This window comes from Shimia sp. MMG029, from assembly GCF_027947445.1.
GTDB lineage: Bacteria > Pseudomonadota > Alphaproteobacteria > Rhodobacterales > Rhodobacteraceae > Shimia.
In genome coordinates this window covers 166,183-184,374 of sequence record NZ_JAQJIM010000006.1, presented here as the reverse complement: position 1 = coordinate 184,374, position 18,192 = coordinate 166,183, and the positions used below count along the sequence as shown (strand labels likewise).

Here is an 18,192-nt window from a genome sequence, read left to right as displayed (position 1 = left end):
CGCGTTAAAAGCCCTGGCCAGTCTGTTCGCGGGCGAGGGGGTAAAGTACGGGACGCGCGTCCTCGGCATTCATGCCAGACGCAAGGCGTGGATCATAAAGCATGCTCAGCAGCATCTCGTCATGTGTGGTCAACAAAGCGAATTCTTCGTCGTCATTGAATATTGAAGGCCGCGCACGCGGGCTGTCGTTGGTCAGGCCCAAGCCTTGCGCAATTTCTTCATGGAGGCAGGATTTACGCAGCAAATCTGGGTGTTCCGCGCGGATCAGCGCCACCGCGGAGGTGTAAACGTTTGGCTCCGTGCCGGAAGCTTGTGCAACGACAAAGCAGTAGATTGAGCGCGGGGCGTTTGTGAAAAGCGCGCGGGTTTGCGCGGAGGCATTGGGCAACAGCGTATCAAGCCGCTTTTCAAGAGCGGCGCGGTCTTCAGATCCCATCACCAGAATATGGAAGTTGCCCGAACCATTGGTTTGACGCACAGGGTGGCCGGTGACGCGGGCCAGTCTGGGGATATAGGCGGCCACGGTTTCCCGATCTGTCGCGCGTTTGCTCTCTGTTACAGAAGGGCCAAATTCCAAACTGACACGCACCGGGCCTTCCCAGCGGCGCAGCTGCCCAGGTGTTGCTGAGGCGCGCTCAAGACCGGCATCCAGAACATATTCGTCATAAAATGCGATCTGTTCAAAGTTGCGGGCCAGCATGTCGGGCGTAAAAGGGGTGTCGGGCCCGCCACCATCCGTGCGCAAAAGCCCCCGCGCCAGCAGATCGGCCTGCACCTGACTGTAGTAGGTGGCGAGCATCTCGCTTTCGACTGGCACCAGCTTGGGCGCGGGTGCTTTTGGCGCGGGACGGTATACGCTTGTTTCCTCACAAGCGGCCAGAAGGCTCAAGGCAAGCCCCATCGCTATGGTAGAGGCGCGTCTCACGCCTTGGGCACGGAGTTTGCGGCGGTGTCCCCCAACCCGTCCTGACGGGCTTTTGCAGAGGCCAGAGTGTCGCGCAGCTCGGCTTCCATCTTCTTCATGTCCTCTTCCGCAGCGGCGCGTTTGGCTTTGCCCGCATCCGCGATCTGCAGCGATTCATTGATGGTGGCAATCAGCTCCGCATTGGCGGTTTTGACCGCCTCAATGTCAAACACGCCGCGCTCCATTTCAGTGCGCACAGCCTTGTTGGTGTCGCGCAGGTTCTTGGCGTTGGCCGTCAGCAGCTCGTTGGTGAGGTCATTGGCATCACGCACCGCTGCCGCCGCCTCGGCAGAGCGCTGAATGGTCACCGCCTGCGCCAGCTGAGTTTCCCAGAGCGGGACCGTGTTGACCAGGGTTGAGTTGATCTTGGTGACCAGAGATTTGTCGTTTTCCTGCACGAGGCGGATTGAGGGCAGGGACTGCATGGTGACCTGACGGGTCAGTTTCAGATCATGCACCCGGCGTTCAAGATCATCGCGTGCCGCACGTAGGTCGCGCAGTTCCTGGGCTTTCATGACTTGGGCGTTTTCGTCTGCTGCCGCGACTTCTGCTTCTTTGGCGGGTATGTCGGTGCTGTCGAGCTCGCCAATTTTGGCTTCGCCAGCGGAAATATAAAGCGCCAGCTCGTCGTAAAAGTTCAGAGTCTTCTCATAAAGCAGGTCGAGCGACTTGATGTCTTTCAGCAGGGTGTGCTCGTGAGTGAGTAGATCGTCTGTAATTTTGTCGATCTGTCCTTGAACCTCTTCAAACCGGGCGGTGAATTTCGCAAAGGGCGCGGCCCGCCCCATGAGCTTTTCCCAGAAGCTACGTTCGCGACGCACATCCAACTCGGAGACGGAGAACCCCCGGATCGTTGTGACAATGTTGCGCAGACTATCCCCAGCAGGGCCAACATCCTTGTTGCGCACGTCTTGTAGCATGGATTGCGAAATTGTTTGCAGCTCTGCCTGTGCCGCGGAGCCAAAGGACACAATAGAGTTGGTGTTGCTCATGTCGAGCTCCGCCATGCGCTTGGTGATTTCGGCGGACATCGGGGCGTCCGCATCTGCCATTGGCACCACGGCATTTGCCTCTACAGGCTCGGGGAGGGACACGGTGGCCTCGGTAATTTCCGCCAAAGCTGCTTCAGCCTTTTTGCGCACAGTATCAGACATGTCAGGTACCTCTCCGGGTCAACACAGTGTTACAGATCGCCCTGATGAAGGCCTTCACGTTCCAGGCGCTCCCGCAGGACATCAATTTCAACATTCAAATCCCCCCGATCATCCAACAGCAGTTTTTGGGTGCGGGCGGCAAAGTTCTTTTCTAGATCATCTAGCAACGCAGCGAAGTCTTCACGAGCCTTTTGGTCCTGAGTGCGGCGGTAAATGTCGGCAAATTTGATGGTCGCGTCACTCGCTCCCAGAAGATAAACCCCAAGATAGCGTCGCGCGGCTGTAAGATCGCGAGGATCTTCTTCGACGGTTCTAAACAGGTCACGCGCGGTTGCCTGAAACGCATCAACACGTCTTTCAAGTGCGCGGTCTCCTGCGCGCGAAATTGCCTCGCGCATCGCTGCAAGATGGTCTTCGGCTTCCTCAATCGCGCGGGCCACACGATCAGTTTGATAGGTGTCTATGCCGTCCATGCCTTTGTTGCGCATAGGATCAAGACCGAAGGCAAAGCTGTGTAAAATGCCGCCAAGACTTGCAAAAATCAGCGCATCAATGGGACCGTGACCTGCGATACCCGCCAAACCGAGACCGGCGGCGGTGAAGAGTGAGCCGAGCATTTTCCTTGGCAATGCAGGGCGTCGAGCGACTTTGCGCGCGTCATACGCTTCCTGCGCGTGCAGGCCTTCGCGAGTCATCCAGGCTGCCAGCAGCAAGATACCCAGCGCCGCAAGGTATTGCGCCATTACCATAAGCTGTGAGGAAAAAGCCTGCCAGATCAATGGTAAAGGTGCAATGAACAGCAGGTTTGCGCGGCCACCTACACGGCTGCGTTTTGCGTCACGAAACCCACCGTTTGAGGCGGCTGTAGGAGTTTTTGCGTGACCGCTTGGGCTATATTTACCACCGAATTTTTGCGCCATTATGCGCCTCCAGTGATGGCGACGTAAAAAATAAGCACCACAAGCAATCCGAAGGCCAGTCGTTGTAAGCCGCTTGAAGACATGTGGTGCGATCCCCTGCTAAGTTGTCGATAAACTTAAGAACTCTGCCTCTCTCTGGCTAGGGGGAAGTTCGGTTTCATTGGCGCATTCTCGCGGATGATTGCTCATTTGCTCCTTCGGGAGTGCGCAAATGGTTTAGCGTCGGTGGCGTGTTGGTTTGCGGCGCGTTTCGGGTAGCACAGCGCCTTCCAGCCCGAGTTGATCGCGCACCACGCGGCGGCGTACCTCCTCGACCTCGCCCGGTTTGAGTTGACCAAGTTGAAACGGGCCATAAGACGTGCGGATCAGGCGGTTCACACTGAGACCGATGGCCTCCATCGCGCGGCGGATTTCGCGGTTTTTGCCTTCGCGCAAACCTACAGTCGCCCAGGCATTTGCGCCTTGCTGGCGATCGAGTGAGATTTCCATGGGTTGGAAGCGTTCGCCTTCGATTTCAATGCCTTTACGCAAGGGGGCGAAGGTGTCTTCCGTTGGACGGCCATTCACACGCACCCGGTATTTGCGCAGCCATCCTGTGCTTGGCAGTTCCAGTTTTCGTTTGACACCGCCATCATTGGTCAGCAGCAAGAGGCCCTCGGAATTCAAATCTAGCCGACCAACGGTCATAACACGCGGCATGGTCTCGGGCAGCTTGTCAAAGATCGTTTCGCGACCCTTTTCGTCGCGGTTTGTTGTCACAAGGCCCGTGGGTTTGTGATAGAGCCAAAGCCGCTCATGATCTGGTGTTCCGACCGTTTTGCCGTCGACAGTGATCCGATCCTTGTCTGTCACGTTAAGAGCTGGGCTTGTGAGTTTCTTTCCGTTCACACTCACACGGCCAGCTTCGATCATGCGCTCAGCATCGCGCCGCGACGCAATGCCTGCACGCGCCAATACCTTTGCGATACGGTCGCCATCTGGGCGCGGCTGTTCCGATGCGGGTTTTCCAGCAGCGGGCTTGGCGGCGCGTTGGCCGGTTTTGGCAGGGCGTTGCGGGCGCTGTGGTTTGCCAGCGCGGCGGGAGTAGGGCGGTTTTTGACTCATGGCCCCCATGTAACGGGGAATGCGCAAGCGGGAAAGGGGGATTGCGCAGCCGCGCGCGGCAAGGCATGTCAGGGATATGACATTCACCTCTCACATGGATCTTGCGCTGGCAGAGGCCCGCGCCGCCGCCGCTCGCGGCGAGGTGCCCGTGGGTGCGGTGGTTGTTGGTCCGGATGGGCAGGTGTTGGCAAAGGCAGGCAATCGCACACGCGAAAACCATGACCCGACTGCACATGCTGAAATTTTGGCCATGCGCGCGGCCTGCGTGGCGCTTGGCAGCGAGCGTTTGGTTGGCTGTGACCTCTATGTGACGCTGGAGCCTTGCCCGATGTGCGCCAGCGCGATCAGTCAGGCAAGGATCGCGCGGCTTTATTATGGCGCGGGTGATCCCAAGAGCGGCGGTGTGGCGCAGGGGCCTCGGGTGTTCGCCCACCCCCAGAGCCATCATGTTCCTGAAATTTACGATGGTCTTGCATCGGCGGACTGTGAGGCGCTGCTCAAAGACTTTTTTGCCGCGCGGCGCTGAGCCGCTTACGCATCTTCTATGAAAATCTCGCGCGGGATCTCGGCCAGCGGCACACCGCCAGTTTCGGTGACAACAAAGCTCTCGGTGATTGCCACGCCCCAATTCGGTGTCCAAAGGCCGGGCATGAGGTGAAAGGTCATGCCTGCTTGCAGCTCCGTGGTATCGCCGGGGCGCAGGCTCATGCTGCGCTCTCCCCAATCCGGCGGATAGCTGAGGCCGATGGGATAGCCGGTGCGATTGTCCTTTTTGTAGCCCGCACGCGCAAAGCTGTCATAGACGCAGGCAGCAACCTCTTCGCAGGTGGCACCGGGTTTGGCTGCGGCAAAGGCATCCTCGATTGCGCGCAAAACTGCCCCTTCGGCGCGGCAAATGTCTGCAGGCGGCGTGCCCATGTAAAGCGTGCGGCTGGCGGGGCAATGGTAGCGGTGAAAGCAGCCTGAGATTTCAAAATAGGTCGCTTCGCCAGAGCGCAGCGGGCGCTCGTTCCATGTGATATGGGCGGCAGAGGCTTCGGTGCCCGACGGCGCGATGGGGGCGATGGCGGGGTAGTCGCCAGCGATCCCGTCAATGCCCGCGATCCCAGCGGCTTGCACCTCTGCCACCAGCTCGTTTTTGCGGCGGCCTGCGTGAAAGCCGTCACGCAAAGTGGCATGCATATGCGCGGTGAGTTGTCCGGCTTTGCGCATCATCGCCAGTTCGGCAGAGCTTTTGACCGCGCGCTGCCAGTTTACGAGGCTGGTCGCATCTATGAGTGGCCCAAACGTCTCCGTCAGCACCGCATGGGATTTGGCGGAGTAATAATAATTGTCCATCTCCACACCGATGTTGCGGGTCAGCCCGCGCGCCTGAAGATGTGTCACCAGCGCCTCATAAGGGTGATGGTTGGGGTGTTGGACATGGGCCTCCGGCCAATCAAGGAGGTTCTCTGCCGACAGCCATGTGGTTTGCGCCGCGCCTGCCTTGTCCTGCGGGCGGCCCCACCAGATCGGATCACCGGCCGCAGGGACAATCACCGCCTGCGGCACGTAAAAGCTCCAGCCGTCATAGCCGGTGAGCCAGGCCATGTTGGAGGGATCGACCACAATCAGCGTGTCGATGCCTTGCGCCGCCATGGCGCGGCGCGTCTTGGTGAGGCGCGCGGCGTATTCTTCTGCGGAAAAGTCCGTGGCGGGCATCAGAGATCGATGGCCTGCATGACCTCGGGTTCGATGACCTCCACATCCGGCAGGCCTGCGCGCAGATCATCGGCGGATTGCGCCAGAATCGGGAAGGTGCGGTAGTGGCACGGGATCACGGTCTTGAAATTGAAATAGCGCTTGGCCGCATAAGCTGCGCCTTTCATGTCCATCGTAAAGTGACCACCCGCAGAAAGGATGCCGATGTCGGGCTGATAATAGTCTCCCATCCAGTCCATATCGGCCATGATGTCTGTGTCACCGGAGATATAGACCGTGCGCCCTTCCGCCTTCAGCATATAGCCCACTTCCGAGCCTGCCGCCTTTGGGCCTTCATCGCTGCCAAAGGTGGAACTGTGGGACGCCGCAACCATGGAGAGGGTAGCTCCGTCTCCGAGCTCTACCGTGCCGCCTTTGTTAAAGCCGATGGTTTCCAGATGTTCGTGCTCGTTCCAATAAGACATCAGGTCATATTGACCTACGATGGGGCAGGACAGCTTGCGCGCAAGCGGCAGCATGTCGGCCACATGGTCAAAATGTGCATGGGTCAGTATGAGGTGCGTTGCGCCAGCCACTGCGGCCTCATGCTGATCCTCAGGCAACATCGGATTGCCGGTCAGCCAAGGATCCACCAGCAGCACCAGATTGGCGGTTTCAATGCGAAAGGAGCCATGCCCCAGCCAGATGATTTTCATACTGTTTCTCCTTCTGATGTATGGTCAGACTAGCACGGGCGCGTGACAAGAAAAGAGATCAGGACAGAAGGGGCAGGCCACATGGATTGGACAGCGCAGGTGGACGCCTATTGTGAGCGCATGAGCCCGGCTTTTTGGGCGGAACCCGTGAATGCGGCGACAAATGCCGCCTTTGTTCTGGCCGCGCTCTGGATGTGGGGACGCCTGCGCGATGTACCCGCGGGCGGCGGAAAGACACTTGCGCGGGCGCTTTGTGTCATTCTTGCGTTCATCGGCATTGGCAGCTTTCTGTTTCACACATACGCCACGCGCTGGGCCGGCGTGACGGATGTGGCGCCGATCGCGATCTATGTGCTGCTCTATATTTACGCGGCCAACCGGCACTATTGGCGGCTGCGCCCGCTCTGGGCTTCTGTGGCCACGCTCGGATTCTTTCCCTATGCCGCGCTGACCATCCCACTGTTTTCCCAGCTGCCACTGCTTGGGGTCTCGGCCGCTTATATGCCGGTGCCCGTGATGATCCTAGGGTATGCCTTTGCGCTGAGAGGGCGCTTGCCCGGCGTGGCGCGCGGTTTGGCGATTGGGGGCGGCATTTTGCTCGCCTCTCTCACCTTCCGTTCGCTTGATATGCCGATGTGCGAGGCGGTGCCCTTTGGCACTCATTTTATGTGGCATGTGCTCAATGGCGTCATGTTGGGCTGGATGATTGAAGTTTTGCGCCGCCATATCGTGCAACAGGCTGGAGCACGCGCTCAATGAGGCCAACTGCTTGCACCGATGCGGTGCGCGCGCTAAAGGCTGAGGATACGTTCGCAGTAAGCCCGCAACAAAAGAGTCTTGCCCTATGTCGATTGATGAAAGCACCGCCGCCAAAGTGGCCAAACTGGCCCGGATCAAGGTTGAAGAGAAAGACCTGCCCGCGTTGGCGCAGGAGTTCAATGCTGTGCTGGGGTTCATTGAGCAGCTCAATGAAGTGGATGTTGAAGGCGTGGAGCCCATGGTTTCTGTCACCCCGATGCGCCTAAAGCGCCGCGAAGATGTGATTTCCGATGGCGATCAGCAGGAAAAAATCCTGAAGAATGCCCCAGATGCGCGCGAAGGCTTCTTTGCTGTGCCAAAAGTGGTGGAGTGATCCGGCACCTGCCGTTGATCCACACCCAGCCACCTGAACCGAATTTTGCCCCAGAGAGAGGCGACCGAAATGACCGAATTGACCAAACTGACGCTGGCAGAAGCACGTGACAAACTGCGCGCGGGCGATGTGACCTCTGTAGAGCTGACCGAATCTTTCCTGAAAGCCATCGACGACGGGGACGCGCTGAACGCCTATGTGCACAAGACGCCGGAGATTGCGCTGGAGCGCGCGAAGGCAGCAGATGCGCGTATTGCCGAAGGCGGCGCGCCCGACATGTGCGGTCTGCCGATTGGCATCAAAGACCTGTTTTGCACCAAAGGTGTGGCAAGCCAGGCGGCCAGCGGCATTCTCGAAGGTTTCAAGCCAGAATATGAATCCACCGTGTCCCAAAAACTGCAGGACGCGGGTGCCGTGATGCTTGGCAAGCTCAACATGGATGAGTTTGCGATGGGCTCTTCCAACGAGACCTCTGTTTACGGCAACGCAGTGAACCCATGGCGTCGCGGCAATGATGACACCGCGCTGACCCCGGGCGGCTCTTCAGGCGGCTCCGCCACCGCTGTGGCGGCAGACCTCTGCCTTGCGGCCACAGGCACCGACACCGGCGGTTCCATCCGTCAGCCTGCGGCCTTCACCGGCATCACGGGTATCAAGCCAACCTATGGCCGTTGCTCCCGCTGGGGCATCGTGGCCTTTGCCAGCTCGCTCGATCAGGCTGGACCGATGACCAAAGACGTGCGTGACGCGGCGATTATGTTGGAAGCGATGTGCGGCCATGACGCCAAAGACAGCACCAGTGCGGAACTCGCTGTGCCAAACTTTGAAGCTATGTTGACCGGCGACATTCGCGGCAAAAAGATCGGCATCCCGAAAGAGTACCGCCTTGATGGTGTGCCTGCGGAGATCGACAAGCTGTGGCAGGACGGCATTGATATGCTGAAAGCGGCCGGTGCTGAGATTGTCGACATCTCTCTGCCGCACACAAAATACGCGCTGCCAGCCTATTACGTGATTGCGCCTGCGGAGGCCTCTTCCAACCTCGCGCGTTATGATGGTGTGCGCTACGGCCATCGCGCCACATTGGCTGCGGGTGACGGCATCACCGAGATGTATGAAAAGACCCGCGCCGAAGGCTTTGGCCACGAGGTGCAGCGCCGTGTGATGGTCGGCACCTATGTGCTGTCAGCTGGTTTCTATGACGCTTACTACAACCGCGCGCGTCGCGTGCGCACGCTGATCAAGCAGGATTTTGAGAATGTCTTTGCCCAAGGCATCGACGCGATTCTCACGCCGGCCACTCCTTCTGCGGCCTTTGGTCTGGGAGAAATGTCCGAAGCCGATCCGATCCAGATGTATCTGAACGACGTCTTCACCGTGACTGTGAACCTCGCCGGTCTGCCGGGTGTCTCCGTGCCAACGGGCCTCGATTCCCAAGGTCTGCCGCTGGGTCTGCAGCTCATCGGGCGTCCATGGGAAGAAGGCGATCTGCTGAACACCGCTTATGCGCTGGAGCAGGCGGCTGGATTTGTGGCCAAACCGGGCAAATGGTGGTAAGCCCTCTGCCAAGCAACAAGCAGGCAGAGCAGAGATGACACGAACATTTGGGGCAATCTGCGCCGTTTTGGCGCTGGCGGCGTGCCAGCCGCGTATTCCTGACAGCGCGGCAGGTGTGGGATTTGACAATGCGGTAAACTCACCGCAGTCCGGGGCACGGCAGACCACTCCCCTGAGTGGCACTGCTTTGCCATCGGCCCAAGCTGTCTCCACAGAGACAGTCCCGCCCGCACCTCAAGTGCAAGTGGCATCAGCGCCGACTGCGCCTGCGGCCCCCTTGGCAACCACTTCAGTTGCGGTGCCAACAGCGTCTTCAGAAGCGGCCACGATAGCGAGTGAAACAACTGCGGCGTTGGCAGCGGCTTCGTCAAATTCCGGCGTCTTGCCACTGGAGGCAAGTCCGTCAAATCCTGCGCCGCAGGTTTTCTCCAATCCGGGCATTTCTGACGAAAACGACTTTGCGGCGGTCGGCGAGCGCAGATCAATTGAGGCAGACGCCGCATTGCGTGCGCAAAATCAGGCGAATTATACTGTTATCGCGCCCACTGCTGTGCCCACCCGTTCCGGCGCGCAGGGCCCCAATGTGGTTGCCTATGCGCTCGCAACCAGCCATCCGCGGGGGACAAAGGTCCACAGCCGTTTGGGCTTGGCAGGATCGTCTCGCTACCAAAAAGCATGTGCGAAATTTGGCAGTGATCAGGCGGCGCAGCTCGCATTCCTGGAGCGCGGTGGTCCGCGTGTTGACCGCCTCGGTGTAGATCCAGACGGCGACGGCTATGCGTGTGCTTGGGATCCAGCCCCTTTCCGCAAGGCTGCCCGGAATTGATCCCTTGGCGGATAAGCTCGAGATAAAGCAACACCCTTCTCCGAACTTTGGTGTGCGCCGTGACGGGGCCAAGCCTGAACTGATCGTCATTCACTACACCGCGATGGCAAGTACGCAGGCGGCAATTGATTGGCTTTGCCACCCACAGGCGGAAGTTTCGGCGCACTATGTTATCTCGCCCCATGGAGAGATTACCCAACTGGTCGACGAGAAGATGCGCGCTTGGCATGCAGGCGCTGGGGAATGGCGGGGCTGCAAGGATGTGAACTCTCGCTCTATTGGTATTGAGTTGTCAAATTGCGGAGATCATCCGTTTGCAGCGGCGCAAATGACAGCCTTAGAGCGGCTTCTCGATGACATTATGCTGCGTTGGAATATTGGACCTAAAGGAGTGATTGGTCACTCCGATCTTGCGCCGGGCCGCAAGATTGATCCTGGCGCTCGGTTTGATTGGCAACGGCTCGAAATGTTGGGACTTGCGGAAAAGCGTGGGACTGATGCCGTGCCGCAGGACATTGAGATGTCTCGGTTTAGAGAAATCGCAAAGCGACACGGCTACAGCGGTGATGTGGCTGACGAGACACTGTTGGCGGCTGTGCGACTGCGGTTTCGTCCGTGGGCTGAGGGGGAACTGGTTTCCGAGGATTTTAGGCCCATCTGGCGCAGTGCTGCGTCGACCTGACAGGTCAAAATGGTTGACGATGTCGTTGTGACGCCATAGGGCAAAGCTTGCACAGAGGGCTGGATGGCCGCAGGGGCGCAAGCCCGTGAGGAAAGTCCGGACTCCACAAGGCAGCGGTGCCGGGTAACGCCCGGCCGGGGCAACCCGAGGGAAAGCGCCACAGAGAACAGACTGCCCTGATCCGTCAGGGTTAAGGTGAAACGGTGGGGTAAGAGCCCACCGCGCGGCTGGCAACAGCAGCGGCACGGCAAGCCCCACCGGGAGCAATGCCAAATAGGGATCGCGCGTGGCCTCGGCCACAGGGGGGTCTTGCCCCGAGCAGATCCGGGTTGGCAGCTGGAGGTGTCTGGTAACAGGCATCCTAGACGAATGGTCATCGGCGTCGGGGCAACCCAACGCAACAGAATCCGGCTTACAGGCCCTCTGTGCATACAACATTGTTTTTTGTTGCTGCCCCTGCGTCATGTGCGTGTTTTCTTGATGCGCATGGGTGTTGGATGTCTACAGTGCAAGAAAACGGACTAAGGTTTTATGAGTATTATTGAGGAAATCGCCTTTCGTCAGAATTTGCGTTTGATTCTGTTGGGCGTCGGGCTTTTGGCTGCTGTGATTTATGGGGCATTTTATTGCTACCGACCGCAGAGCTTATGGAAAACTGTTATAAAGACTGTTCCGATGGCGGCCTGTGCTGGTGCACTTTTCGTTAGCTTTGGATCAAGTGTGGTTGCGTTTGCATTGGTCTGTTCGGCCCTCGGTGATTTTGTGCTGTCACGAAACGGAGAGCGGCCTTTTCTGCTGGGGCTCGGTGGGTTCAGTCTGGTCCACATTGCCTACAGCTGGCATTTTTGGATGCTGGGCGGCGGCGCGTTGACGGTGTCGTTCATGCTGCCTGTGCTTGTCGCGCTCGCACTTTCCACAGAGATTTGGTTAAGTCCTCACACTGGGAAGTTGCGTTGGTTTGTCAGGTTTTACGTCGTCTTGATCAGTTTGATGGGGGTCTCTGCGCTGGCTTTGACAACGCATGCTTTAGCGATGATCGGGGCTGTCGCATTTATTGTGTCTGATACACTTTTGGCGATGCAGCTGTTTCGCATGCGCGAAGAGAGTGGGCTATATCCTCTGACCTCCGTTGCCATTTGGGGCTTTTACGCTGCCGGTCAATTTTTGATTGTCGCAGGAGTTGGTTGGCAGACACCGCTCTTTTAAATCCTGTAAATTCAGACTAACTGAGTTCCAACAGTTTCGGAGACCCACATGGCGTTTTTCTCAAAGCTCAAGGACAGGTTGTTCAAATCCTCTTCCAAACTGGAGGAGGGGCTCGAGGCGATTGTCGAAGATGGTGGTGAAGTGGAGGCAGAAGCTCCCGCTGTGCAGGAGGCGACGCCTGAGGCACCTGCAGCCGTTAGCGCGCCCACCTTTGAGGCGCCTGCTGAAGCGCCCAAACCGACACCCGCATCATCTCCTGCGCCTGAGTCGCAAACTGTGCCGGCCCCCAAGCCCGGCTTGCTATCGCGCCTGACCGGACAGGGCCGCAGCGCGCCTGTTGTGAAACGAGAGCTTGACGATGACATGCTTGAGCAGCTTGAAGAGCTGCTGATCGCCTCTGACATGGGAGTGGACACCGCCTTGCGCGTCACCGCGAATATCGCAGAAGGCCGCATGGGGCGTCGTGTCTCAACACCTGAGATCAAGGGCATGTTGGCGGGCGAAGTGTCTCGCATCATGGAAACTGTCGCGCGCCCAATGCCGCTTTATCCTTCAAAACCGCAAGTGGTTTTGATTGTTGGTGTGAACGGTGCAGGAAAAACCACAACCATTGGTAAACTAGCCAGTCAGTTTCAGGCTGCGGGTAAATCTGTGGTCATTGCTGCGGGCGATACCTTTCGTGCGGCGGCAGTCGAGCAGCTGCAGGTCTGGGGTGACCGGGCAGGTGTGCCCGTGTTAACCGCGCCAGAAGGCTCTGATCCTGCAAGTCTCGCCTTTGACGCCATGACAAAGGCCGAAGCAGATGGTGCAGATCTCTTGATGATTGATACCGCTGGCCGCTTGCAGAACCGTCAGGATCTGATGGAGGAGCTGGCGAAAATTGTGCGCGTGATCCGCAAAAAAGATCCTGAAGCCCCGCACAACACGCTTCTGGTTCTGGACGCCACAACAGGTCAAAATGCGATCAACCAGGTTGAAACTTTCCAGAAACTCGCGGACGTTAGCGGTCTCGTGATGACCAAACTGGATGGCACCGCCAAAGGCGGCATTCTGGTCTCGCTGGCGGATAAATTTGGCTTGCCCATTCACGCGATTGGTGTGGGCGAGCAGATTGATGATTTGCAGCCGTTTGATCCGGAAGAGTTTGCCAATGCCCTGATCGGCGTGGAGCAGAGCTGATCTTCCTCTTGCCTCAAATATCCTCCGGGGGTCCGGGGGTGGAAAACCCCCGGCTATTGCGCGCGGCGGATAACACAGAATGAGTGCATGGCTCGTGTCTTTGGCCGGGACTGAGGCTGGCCAACAGCTCGCGCTGATCCTGGCTGTTTCCGCCGCCTTCCTGCACGCGGTCTTCGGCGCGCTGCAGAAGGGGCGGCATGATCCCTGGCTGACGCGTGGCGCAATTGATTTCAGCTATGGCGCCATGGCGCTGCCGTTTGCGCTGTTTGTGGTGCCTTGGCCCGAGCCGCATATGTGGCCGATCTTTGCCGGGGCCTTCCTGATCCACACCGGCTACAAGCTGTTGCAGGGCTGGGCCTACACCAAAGGCGCCTTTACCGTGGTCTATCCGGTGGTGCGCGGCACAGGGCCGTTTTTCACTGTGATTGGCGCTTACTTGATCTTTGGCGAAACCTTCAGCGCGGTTCAATGGCTGGGGGTGGCCGTCCTGATGTCCGGCATTCTAGGGCTCGCGCTCTATAACATGGTTTTTATGACGGAAGGCCGTGATACGCTGGTCTCTGCCATGGTGATTGCCGTCTGCACCGGATTGTTCGTGGCACTTTACACCACCTATGACGCCTATGGCATTCGCGCGACTGCAGACCCATTTACCTTCTTGGCGTGGTTCTTTTTCATCGACGGTCTGGTGTTTCCGGTCATAGCTGCGCGGCGCTGGCGGCGGATGGAAAATCCGCCCACCCTGGGTCCGCTGATGACGCGGGGCTTCTTTGGCGGGCTCGTGGCCTTTGCGAGCTTTGGCTCGGTGATGCTGGCCACACGGCTTGATAAAGTTGGCGAGGCTGCCGTGTTGCGGGAAACCTCGCCTGTGTTTGCGGCGCTGATTGGCTGGCTGGTACTGAAAGAGACTGTTGGCCCACGCCGGATTGCCTTGATGGCATTGATTGCGGCTGGGGCTGTGATAGTGGAAATGGGCGGATAGGACGCCTGAGGAGAGGAAACGCGCGATGCCAGAGAAGAAGATCAATCCGGTTTTGAAGATGGTGCTGGAGATGGGCCCAATCGTGGCCTTCTTTGTGGCCTATCTGCGGATGCGCGATCAGACCTTTACCGTTGGTGGCACCCAGTATGACGGCTTCATTCTGGCCACCGCCGGTTTTATCCCGCTCCTGACCCTGACGACGGTGATCCTCTGGCGTCTGACCGGCAAGATCAGCAAGATGCAAATCGCCACGCTGGTGCTGGTTGTGGTGTTTGGCGGCCTGTCGGTCTGGCTCAATGATGAGCGCTTCTTCAAGATCAAGCCCACCATGATCTACCTGCTGTTTGGCGGCATTCTTGGCTTTGGGCTGCTGCGCGGACAGAGCTACCTGAAGGTGGTCATGGAGGAGATGATGCCGCTAAAGGAAGAAGGCTGGATGCTGCTGACCAAGCGGCTGACCTATTTCTTCTTTGGCCTCGCGGCGCTCAACGAAATCATCTGGCGCACCCAAACCACCGACACTTGGGTCTATTTCAAGACCTTCGGCCTGACGGCGGCGGTGTTTGTCTTCTTCATGACGCAGGGCAAGATCTTTCAAGATTACGCCATTGAAGAAGACACCAAAGAAACCTGATCCGGCTTAGAAATCCGTCCCAAACAGATCGGCCTGCACCCAGGTGTCAGAGCGGTCTGCGCGCAGATCTGCGTGCAGGGCGCGGCCCCGGCGCAGGGCAGGGCGCTCCCACAGGGTTTTCAGCCAGCGCGCCATATGGGGTTTGTCCTCAAGGGTTTGTTCCTGCCCTTCCCAGAGCGAGGCCCAGCCCCAGATCGCCATATCCGCAATCGAGTAGAAATCTCCGGCGACATATTCTTGCTCCGCCAGACGCCGGTCGAGCACGCCATAGAGCCGCGCCGCCTCAGAGCGGTAGCGGTCCTTGGCATAGGCAATGTCTTCAGGCGCGTATTTGAGGAAGTGATGGGTCTGTCCGGCCATGGGGCCAAGGCCGCCCATCTGCCACATCAGCCATTCTTCCACCGCGATCCGGTCGCGTTCGCTCTGTCCCATGAACTGGCCGGTTTTTCGGGCGAGATAGGTCAGGATCGCGCCGCTTTCAAACACGGAAACAGGTTTGCCATCCGGACCGTCTGGGTCAACAATCGCGGGCATCCGGTTGTTGGGCGCGATGCGCAGAAACTCCGGCGCAAACTGATCGCCTTTGCCGATGTTGATCAGATGGGTCGCATAGGGCAGCCCCATCTCTTCCAGCGCGATGGAGATTTTCCAGCCGTTTGGCGTGGGCCAGTAGTAGAGATCAATCGGGTCAGATGACATGGGTGCTCCTCCTGAGATGTGCGCCATGATGCCGGTTTCGCGCGGTGCCGCAAGAGGGGGTGCTGAGACATCCCTTTGGCGCGGCAGGGAGTAAAGCAAATGTGACCGCAGTGCTGTAGCCTTGACCTTTATAGAGCTGAGGCGTAAAGCGCGGGCGTGGCGATTTGTTACCGGATTGCGGGCCACGTAAAACATGCCGCTAAAGAGGTCAGGATGAAGGAGCCCCTTCCGCTTGGCCGGAACGGGGCTTTTTATTTGGGCCAATCAGAGACGGCCCGGGAGATGATGACATGAGCGATTGGAACAAACGCACGAAGCTTGTGCACGGTGGCACGCGGCGCAGCCAGTACAACGAGGTGAGTGAGGCGATCTTCCTCACCCAGGGGTTTGTATATGACACTGCGGAGCAGGCTGAGGCGCGGTTTATCGAGACCGGACCGGATGAGTTCATCTACGCGCGCTACGGCAACCCGACGGTTGCGATGTTTGAAGAGCGTATTGCCGCGCTGGAAGGTGCAGAAGACGCCTTTGCCACCGCAAGCGGCATGGCGGCTGTCAGCGGCGCGCTGACTTCGATGTTGCAAGCTGGTGACCACGTTGTTTCCGCCAAAGCGCTGTTTGGCTCCTGTCTCTATATTCTTGAGAACATCCTCACCCGCTACGGCGTTGAGGTGACCTTTGTAGATGGCACCGATCTCGCGGCCTGGAAGGCGGCGATGCGGCCCAACACCAAGGCGGTGTTCTTTGAAAGCATGTCCAACCCGACGCTTGAGGTGATCAACATCACCGCCGTGGCGCAGATTGCCCATGAGGTCGGCGCTCTGGTTGTGGTGGACAATGTGTTCTCCACGCCTGTTTTCAGCCGCGCAATCGAGCAGGGCGCCGATGTGGTGATCTACTCCGCCACCAAACATATCGACGGGCAGGGCCGCGCGCTGGGCGGTGTGGTGCTTGGCACCAAAGATTTCGTCCGTGGCACGCTTGAGCCCTACATGAAGCACACCGGTGGCAGCATGAGCCCGTTCAATGCCTGGGTGATGCTCAAGGGTCTGGAAACCATTGATCTGCGGGTGAGGGCACAGGCGGAAAGCGCGTTGGCCATTGCCGAGGCGCTGCAGGATCATCCGGCGCTGGCACGCACCATCTATCCGGGGCTGGCAAACCATCCGCAGGCAGCATTGGTGCAGAAACAACTTGATGGTAAGGGCGGTACGGTTCTTTCTATTGATTTGAAGGCAGGGCAGGCTGCGGCTTTCAAATTCCTCAATGCGCTGGAAATTGCTGTGATCTCAAATAACCTAGGGGATGCAAAATCCATTGCAACCCACCCGGCGACCACCACGCATCAACGTCTGTCTGATGCGCAAAAAGATGAGTTGGGTATTACGCCGGGTCTGGTGCGTTTCTCTGTAGGACTTGAGGATACACAAGACCTGATTGCCGATATTTCCAACGCACTTGAAGCGGCCCGAAGCTAAGCCCATTTGCAATTGATGTGAGAGCGGCGCTTGGGGCAAAGGCTCGGGCGTCGCTTTTTTGTATGACTTACAAAAGATGAACCAATATGCCGCTTTACGCGTATTTGAATTCGAAATTAGCTATTTTTTCTCTGACGGATTAAGGTAGTCAGGGTCAGGACTCAAAGGGTGCTTGGTCATGAACATTCAGTCTCCCAAGAATGACGGGAACTTGACGCTTGAAGAAGCAGAAGAAGCACTGGCCCGTCTCAGGGCTTGGGCGCAGACTGCGTCTGTGACTGAGATTGCAGAGCTTGACCCTGCCATTTCCCGTCTTCTGCCCGATCAGCCTCTGGTCAATTACCCGTCGCTCTCACGCGAATACCCGCATGATTTTGAGGCGACTCCTGACTATCGCGCAACCCTGCCGGATCTGCAGAACGGCCCCTCCAGCCTGATCAAAGGTGAGAAGCAACAGATCCAGCACGTCGGGATTTCCAATTTCCGCCTTCCGATCCGGTTTCACTCCCGCGACAATGGCGATATCACTCTGGAAACCAGTGTCACTGGCACGGTGAGCCTTGAGGCCGATAAAAAGGGCATCAATATGTCCCGGATCATGCGCTCGTTTTATAAACACGCTGAGAAAACCTTTAGCTTTTCGGTGATGGAGGCCGCGCTGGCGGATTACATCACCGATCTGGAGAGCTTTGACGCGCGTCTTCAGATGCGGTTCTCCTACCCGATGAAGATCGAGTCGCTCCGTTCGGGTCTGGCGGGGTATCAGTACTATGACATCGCGCTGGAGAAGGTTCAGCACGGCGGTACAATGCACAAGATCATGCACTTGGATTACGTTTATTCTTCGACATGTCCGTGTTCTCTGGAGTTGAGCGAACACGCGCGGATGTCGCGTGGCCAGCTTGCCACCCCGCATTCACAACGCTCTGTGGCGCGGATCTCTGTTGAAGTCGTGGATCAGCCAAAACTGTGGTTTGAGGATTTGATCGATCTTGCGCGCGCAGCGGTGCCAACCGAGACGCAGGTGATGGTCAAACGCGAGGATGAGCAGGCATTCGCGGAGCTGAACGCTGCCAATCCAATCTTTGTGGAGGATGCCGCGCGCCTGTTCTGTGAACAGCTTAAGGCGGATCCGCGCATCGGCGACTTCCGCGTGATTGCCAGCCATCAGGAAAGCCTGCACAGCCATGATGCGGTGTCTGTATTGACGGATGGCCCACTGTTTGCGTCACACAGCTTGGATCCTAAACTGTTCACAACGCTGTTTCACGTAGGCTAG

General features: G+C 58.1%; 19 protein-coding genes, 1 other RNA gene and 1 riboswitch. Of the genes, 13 read left to right on the top strand and 7 right to left on the bottom strand.

Annotation, left to right across the window (positions count from 1 at the left end):
* Positions 1-4: 4 nt before the first annotated feature.
* The 4 genes from PJL69_RS15120 to PJL69_RS15105 all read right to left on the bottom strand — a co-directional run bounded on the left by PJL69_RS15120 (position 5) and on the right by PJL69_RS15105 (position 4,142).
* The gene (locus PJL69_RS15120; RefSeq protein ID WP_333781885.1) at positions 5-889 is read right to left on the bottom strand and encodes a DUF2927 domain-containing protein; all 885 of its coding nucleotides are present in this window, start codon (positions 887-889) and stop codon (positions 5-7) included.
* Between the two features lie 32 nt (positions 890-921).
* Positions 922-2,118 carry a toxic anion resistance protein gene (locus PJL69_RS15115; protein WP_271310401.1) on the bottom strand — a complete coding sequence of 399 codons (1,197 nt, stop codon included), beginning with the start codon at positions 2,116-2,118 and terminating at the stop codon, positions 922-924.
* Positions 2,119-2,147: 29 nt separating this feature from the next.
* The gene (locus PJL69_RS15110; protein WP_271310400.1) at positions 2,148-3,038 is read right to left on the bottom strand and encodes a 5-bromo-4-chloroindolyl phosphate hydrolysis family protein; all 891 of its coding nucleotides are present in this window, start codon (positions 3,036-3,038) and stop codon (positions 2,148-2,150) included.
* Between the two features lie 216 nt (positions 3,039-3,254).
* The gene (locus PJL69_RS15105) at positions 3,255-4,142 is read right to left on the bottom strand and encodes a pseudouridine synthase (protein ID WP_271310399.1); all 888 of its coding nucleotides are present in this window, start codon (positions 4,140-4,142) and stop codon (positions 3,255-3,257) included.
* Between the two features lie 76 nt (positions 4,143-4,218).
* On the opposite strand from PJL69_RS15105, the gene PJL69_RS15100 reads away from it, so the two are divergent.
* Complete coding sequence (locus PJL69_RS15100; RefSeq protein WP_271310398.1) at positions 4,219-4,668, top strand: nucleoside deaminase; 450 nt, start codon at positions 4,219-4,221, stop codon at positions 4,666-4,668.
* 5 nt (positions 4,669-4,673) lie between these two features.
* Here the strand turns inward: PJL69_RS15100 and PJL69_RS15095 are convergent, their stop codons facing one another.
* Together PJL69_RS15095 and PJL69_RS15090 are read right to left on the bottom strand one after the other, a co-directional pair.
* A complete protein-coding gene (locus PJL69_RS15095; RefSeq protein ID WP_271310397.1) occupies positions 4,674-5,843 on the bottom strand; it encodes a M24 family metallopeptidase in 1,170 nt (389 codons plus the stop codon).
* Positions 5,843-6,538, bottom strand: a complete 696-nt coding sequence (locus tag PJL69_RS15090; protein ID WP_271310396.1) for a metal-dependent hydrolase — start codon at positions 6,536-6,538, stop codon at positions 5,843-5,845. Before PJL69_RS15090 ends, PJL69_RS15095 begins: the two co-directional genes overlap by 1 nt.
* Before the next feature lie 81 nt (positions 6,539-6,619).
* On the opposite strand from PJL69_RS15090, the gene PJL69_RS15085 reads away from it, so the two are divergent.
* The 10 genes from PJL69_RS15085 to PJL69_RS15040 all read left to right on the top strand — a co-directional run bounded on the left by PJL69_RS15085 (position 6,620) and on the right by PJL69_RS15040 (position 14,736).
* Positions 6,620-7,297, top strand: a complete 678-nt coding sequence (locus PJL69_RS15085; RefSeq protein WP_271310395.1) for a ceramidase domain-containing protein — start codon at positions 6,620-6,622, stop codon at positions 7,295-7,297.
* Between the two features lie 85 nt (positions 7,298-7,382).
* Positions 7,383-7,670 (top strand): Asp-tRNA(Asn)/Glu-tRNA(Gln) amidotransferase subunit GatC, encoded by a 288-nt coding sequence (gatC, locus tag PJL69_RS15080; RefSeq protein ID WP_058239744.1) that lies wholly within the window; start codon positions 7,383-7,385, stop codon positions 7,668-7,670.
* Between the two features lie 69 nt (positions 7,671-7,739).
* On the top strand, positions 7,740-9,227 hold the full coding sequence (gene gatA / locus PJL69_RS15075; protein ID WP_271310394.1) for an Asp-tRNA(Asn)/Glu-tRNA(Gln) amidotransferase subunit GatA: 1,488 nt from the start codon (positions 7,740-7,742) through the stop codon (positions 9,225-9,227).
* A gap of 34 nt (positions 9,228-9,261) precedes the next feature.
* Complete coding sequence (locus PJL69_RS15070; RefSeq protein WP_271310393.1) at positions 9,262-10,053, top strand: hypothetical protein; 792 nt, start codon at positions 9,262-9,264, stop codon at positions 10,051-10,053.
* Positions 10,054-10,057: 4 nt separating this feature from the next.
* Positions 10,058-10,735 (top strand): N-acetylmuramoyl-L-alanine amidase, encoded by a 678-nt coding sequence (locus tag PJL69_RS15065; RefSeq protein ID WP_271310392.1) that lies wholly within the window; start codon positions 10,058-10,060, stop codon positions 10,733-10,735.
* A gap of 51 nt (positions 10,736-10,786) precedes the next feature.
* An RNA gene (gene rnpB, locus PJL69_RS15060) (RNase P RNA component class A) lies at positions 10,787-11,166 on the top strand.
* 100 nt (positions 11,167-11,266) lie between these two features.
* Positions 11,267-11,941: a lysoplasmalogenase gene (locus PJL69_RS15055; RefSeq protein WP_271310391.1), complete on the top strand. Its 675-nt coding sequence runs from the start codon at positions 11,267-11,269 to the stop codon at positions 11,939-11,941.
* A gap of 48 nt (positions 11,942-11,989) precedes the next feature.
* Positions 11,990-13,120 (top strand): signal recognition particle-docking protein FtsY, encoded by a 1,131-nt coding sequence (ftsY, locus tag PJL69_RS15050; RefSeq protein WP_271310390.1) that lies wholly within the window; start codon positions 11,990-11,992, stop codon positions 13,118-13,120.
* A 79-nt stretch (positions 13,121-13,199) separates the two neighbouring features.
* Positions 13,200-14,102, top strand: a complete 903-nt coding sequence (locus PJL69_RS15045) for an EamA family transporter (RefSeq protein ID WP_271310389.1) — start codon at positions 13,200-13,202, stop codon at positions 14,100-14,102.
* Between the two features lie 25 nt (positions 14,103-14,127).
* Positions 14,128-14,736: an inner membrane-spanning protein YciB gene (locus PJL69_RS15040; protein ID WP_271310388.1), complete on the top strand. Its 609-nt coding sequence runs from the start codon at positions 14,128-14,130 to the stop codon at positions 14,734-14,736.
* A gap of 6 nt (positions 14,737-14,742) precedes the next feature.
* Here PJL69_RS15040 and PJL69_RS15035 read toward each other — a convergent pair whose 3' ends face one another.
* Positions 14,743-15,435 carry a glutathione S-transferase N-terminal domain-containing protein gene (locus tag PJL69_RS15035; RefSeq protein ID WP_271310387.1) on the bottom strand — a complete coding sequence of 231 codons (693 nt, stop codon included), beginning with the start codon at positions 15,433-15,435 and terminating at the stop codon, positions 14,743-14,745.
* Between the two features lie 146 nt (positions 15,436-15,581).
* A riboswitch (SAM riboswitch) is annotated at positions 15,582-15,659 on the top strand.
* A gap of 66 nt (positions 15,660-15,725) precedes the next feature.
* Here PJL69_RS15035 and metZ point away from each other — a divergent pair.
* Both metZ and folE2 read left to right on the top strand, forming a co-directional pair.
* A complete protein-coding gene (metZ, locus tag PJL69_RS15030) occupies positions 15,726-16,913 on the top strand; it encodes an O-succinylhomoserine sulfhydrylase (RefSeq protein WP_271310386.1) in 1,188 nt (395 codons plus the stop codon).
* Between the two features lie 178 nt (positions 16,914-17,091).
* A complete protein-coding gene (folE2, locus tag PJL69_RS15025; RefSeq protein ID WP_271310385.1) occupies positions 17,092-18,192 on the top strand; it encodes a GTP cyclohydrolase FolE2 in 1,101 nt (366 codons plus the stop codon).

Bases quoted from the DNA above. Each gene is read 5' to 3' on its own strand.
- PJL69_RS15115 (WP_271310401.1), bottom strand. From the start codon at position 2,118: ATGTCTGATACTGTGCGCAAAAAGGCTGAAGCAGCTTTGGCGGAAATT.
- PJL69_RS15110 (WP_271310400.1), bottom strand. From the start codon at position 3,038: ATGGCGCAAAAATTCGGTGGTAAATATAGCCCAAGCGGTCACGCAAAA.
- PJL69_RS15105 (WP_271310399.1), bottom strand. From the start codon at position 4,142: ATGAGTCAAAAACCGCCCTACTCCCGCCGCGCTGGCAAACCACAGCGC.
- PJL69_RS15100 (WP_271310398.1), top strand. From the start codon at position 4,219: ATGACATTCACCTCTCACATGGATCTTGCGCTGGCAGAGGCCCGCGCC.
- PJL69_RS15095 (WP_271310397.1), bottom strand. From the start codon at position 5,843: ATGCCCGCCACGGACTTTTCCGCAGAAGAATACGCCGCGCGCCTCACC.
- PJL69_RS15090 (WP_271310396.1), bottom strand. From the start codon at position 6,538: ATGAAAATCATCTGGCTGGGGCATGGCTCCTTTCGCATTGAAACCGCC.
- PJL69_RS15085 (WP_271310395.1), top strand. From the start codon at position 6,620: ATGGATTGGACAGCGCAGGTGGACGCCTATTGTGAGCGCATGAGCCCG.
- gatC (WP_058239744.1), top strand. From the start codon at position 7,383: ATGTCGATTGATGAAAGCACCGCCGCCAAAGTGGCCAAACTGGCCCGG.
- gatA (WP_271310394.1), top strand. From the start codon at position 7,740: ATGACCGAATTGACCAAACTGACGCTGGCAGAAGCACGTGACAAACTG.
- PJL69_RS15070 (WP_271310393.1), top strand. From the start codon at position 9,262: ATGACACGAACATTTGGGGCAATCTGCGCCGTTTTGGCGCTGGCGGCG.
- PJL69_RS15055 (WP_271310391.1), top strand. From the start codon at position 11,267: ATGAGTATTATTGAGGAAATCGCCTTTCGTCAGAATTTGCGTTTGATT.
- ftsY (WP_271310390.1), top strand. From the start codon at position 11,990: ATGGCGTTTTTCTCAAAGCTCAAGGACAGGTTGTTCAAATCCTCTTCC.
- PJL69_RS15045 (WP_271310389.1), top strand. From the start codon at position 13,200: ATGAGTGCATGGCTCGTGTCTTTGGCCGGGACTGAGGCTGGCCAACAG.
- PJL69_RS15040 (WP_271310388.1), top strand. From the start codon at position 14,128: ATGCCAGAGAAGAAGATCAATCCGGTTTTGAAGATGGTGCTGGAGATG.
- PJL69_RS15035 (WP_271310387.1), bottom strand. From the start codon at position 15,435: ATGTCATCTGACCCGATTGATCTCTACTACTGGCCCACGCCAAACGGC.
- metZ (WP_271310386.1), top strand. From the start codon at position 15,726: ATGAGCGATTGGAACAAACGCACGAAGCTTGTGCACGGTGGCACGCGG.
- folE2 (WP_271310385.1), top strand. From the start codon at position 17,092: ATGAACATTCAGTCTCCCAAGAATGACGGGAACTTGACGCTTGAAGAA.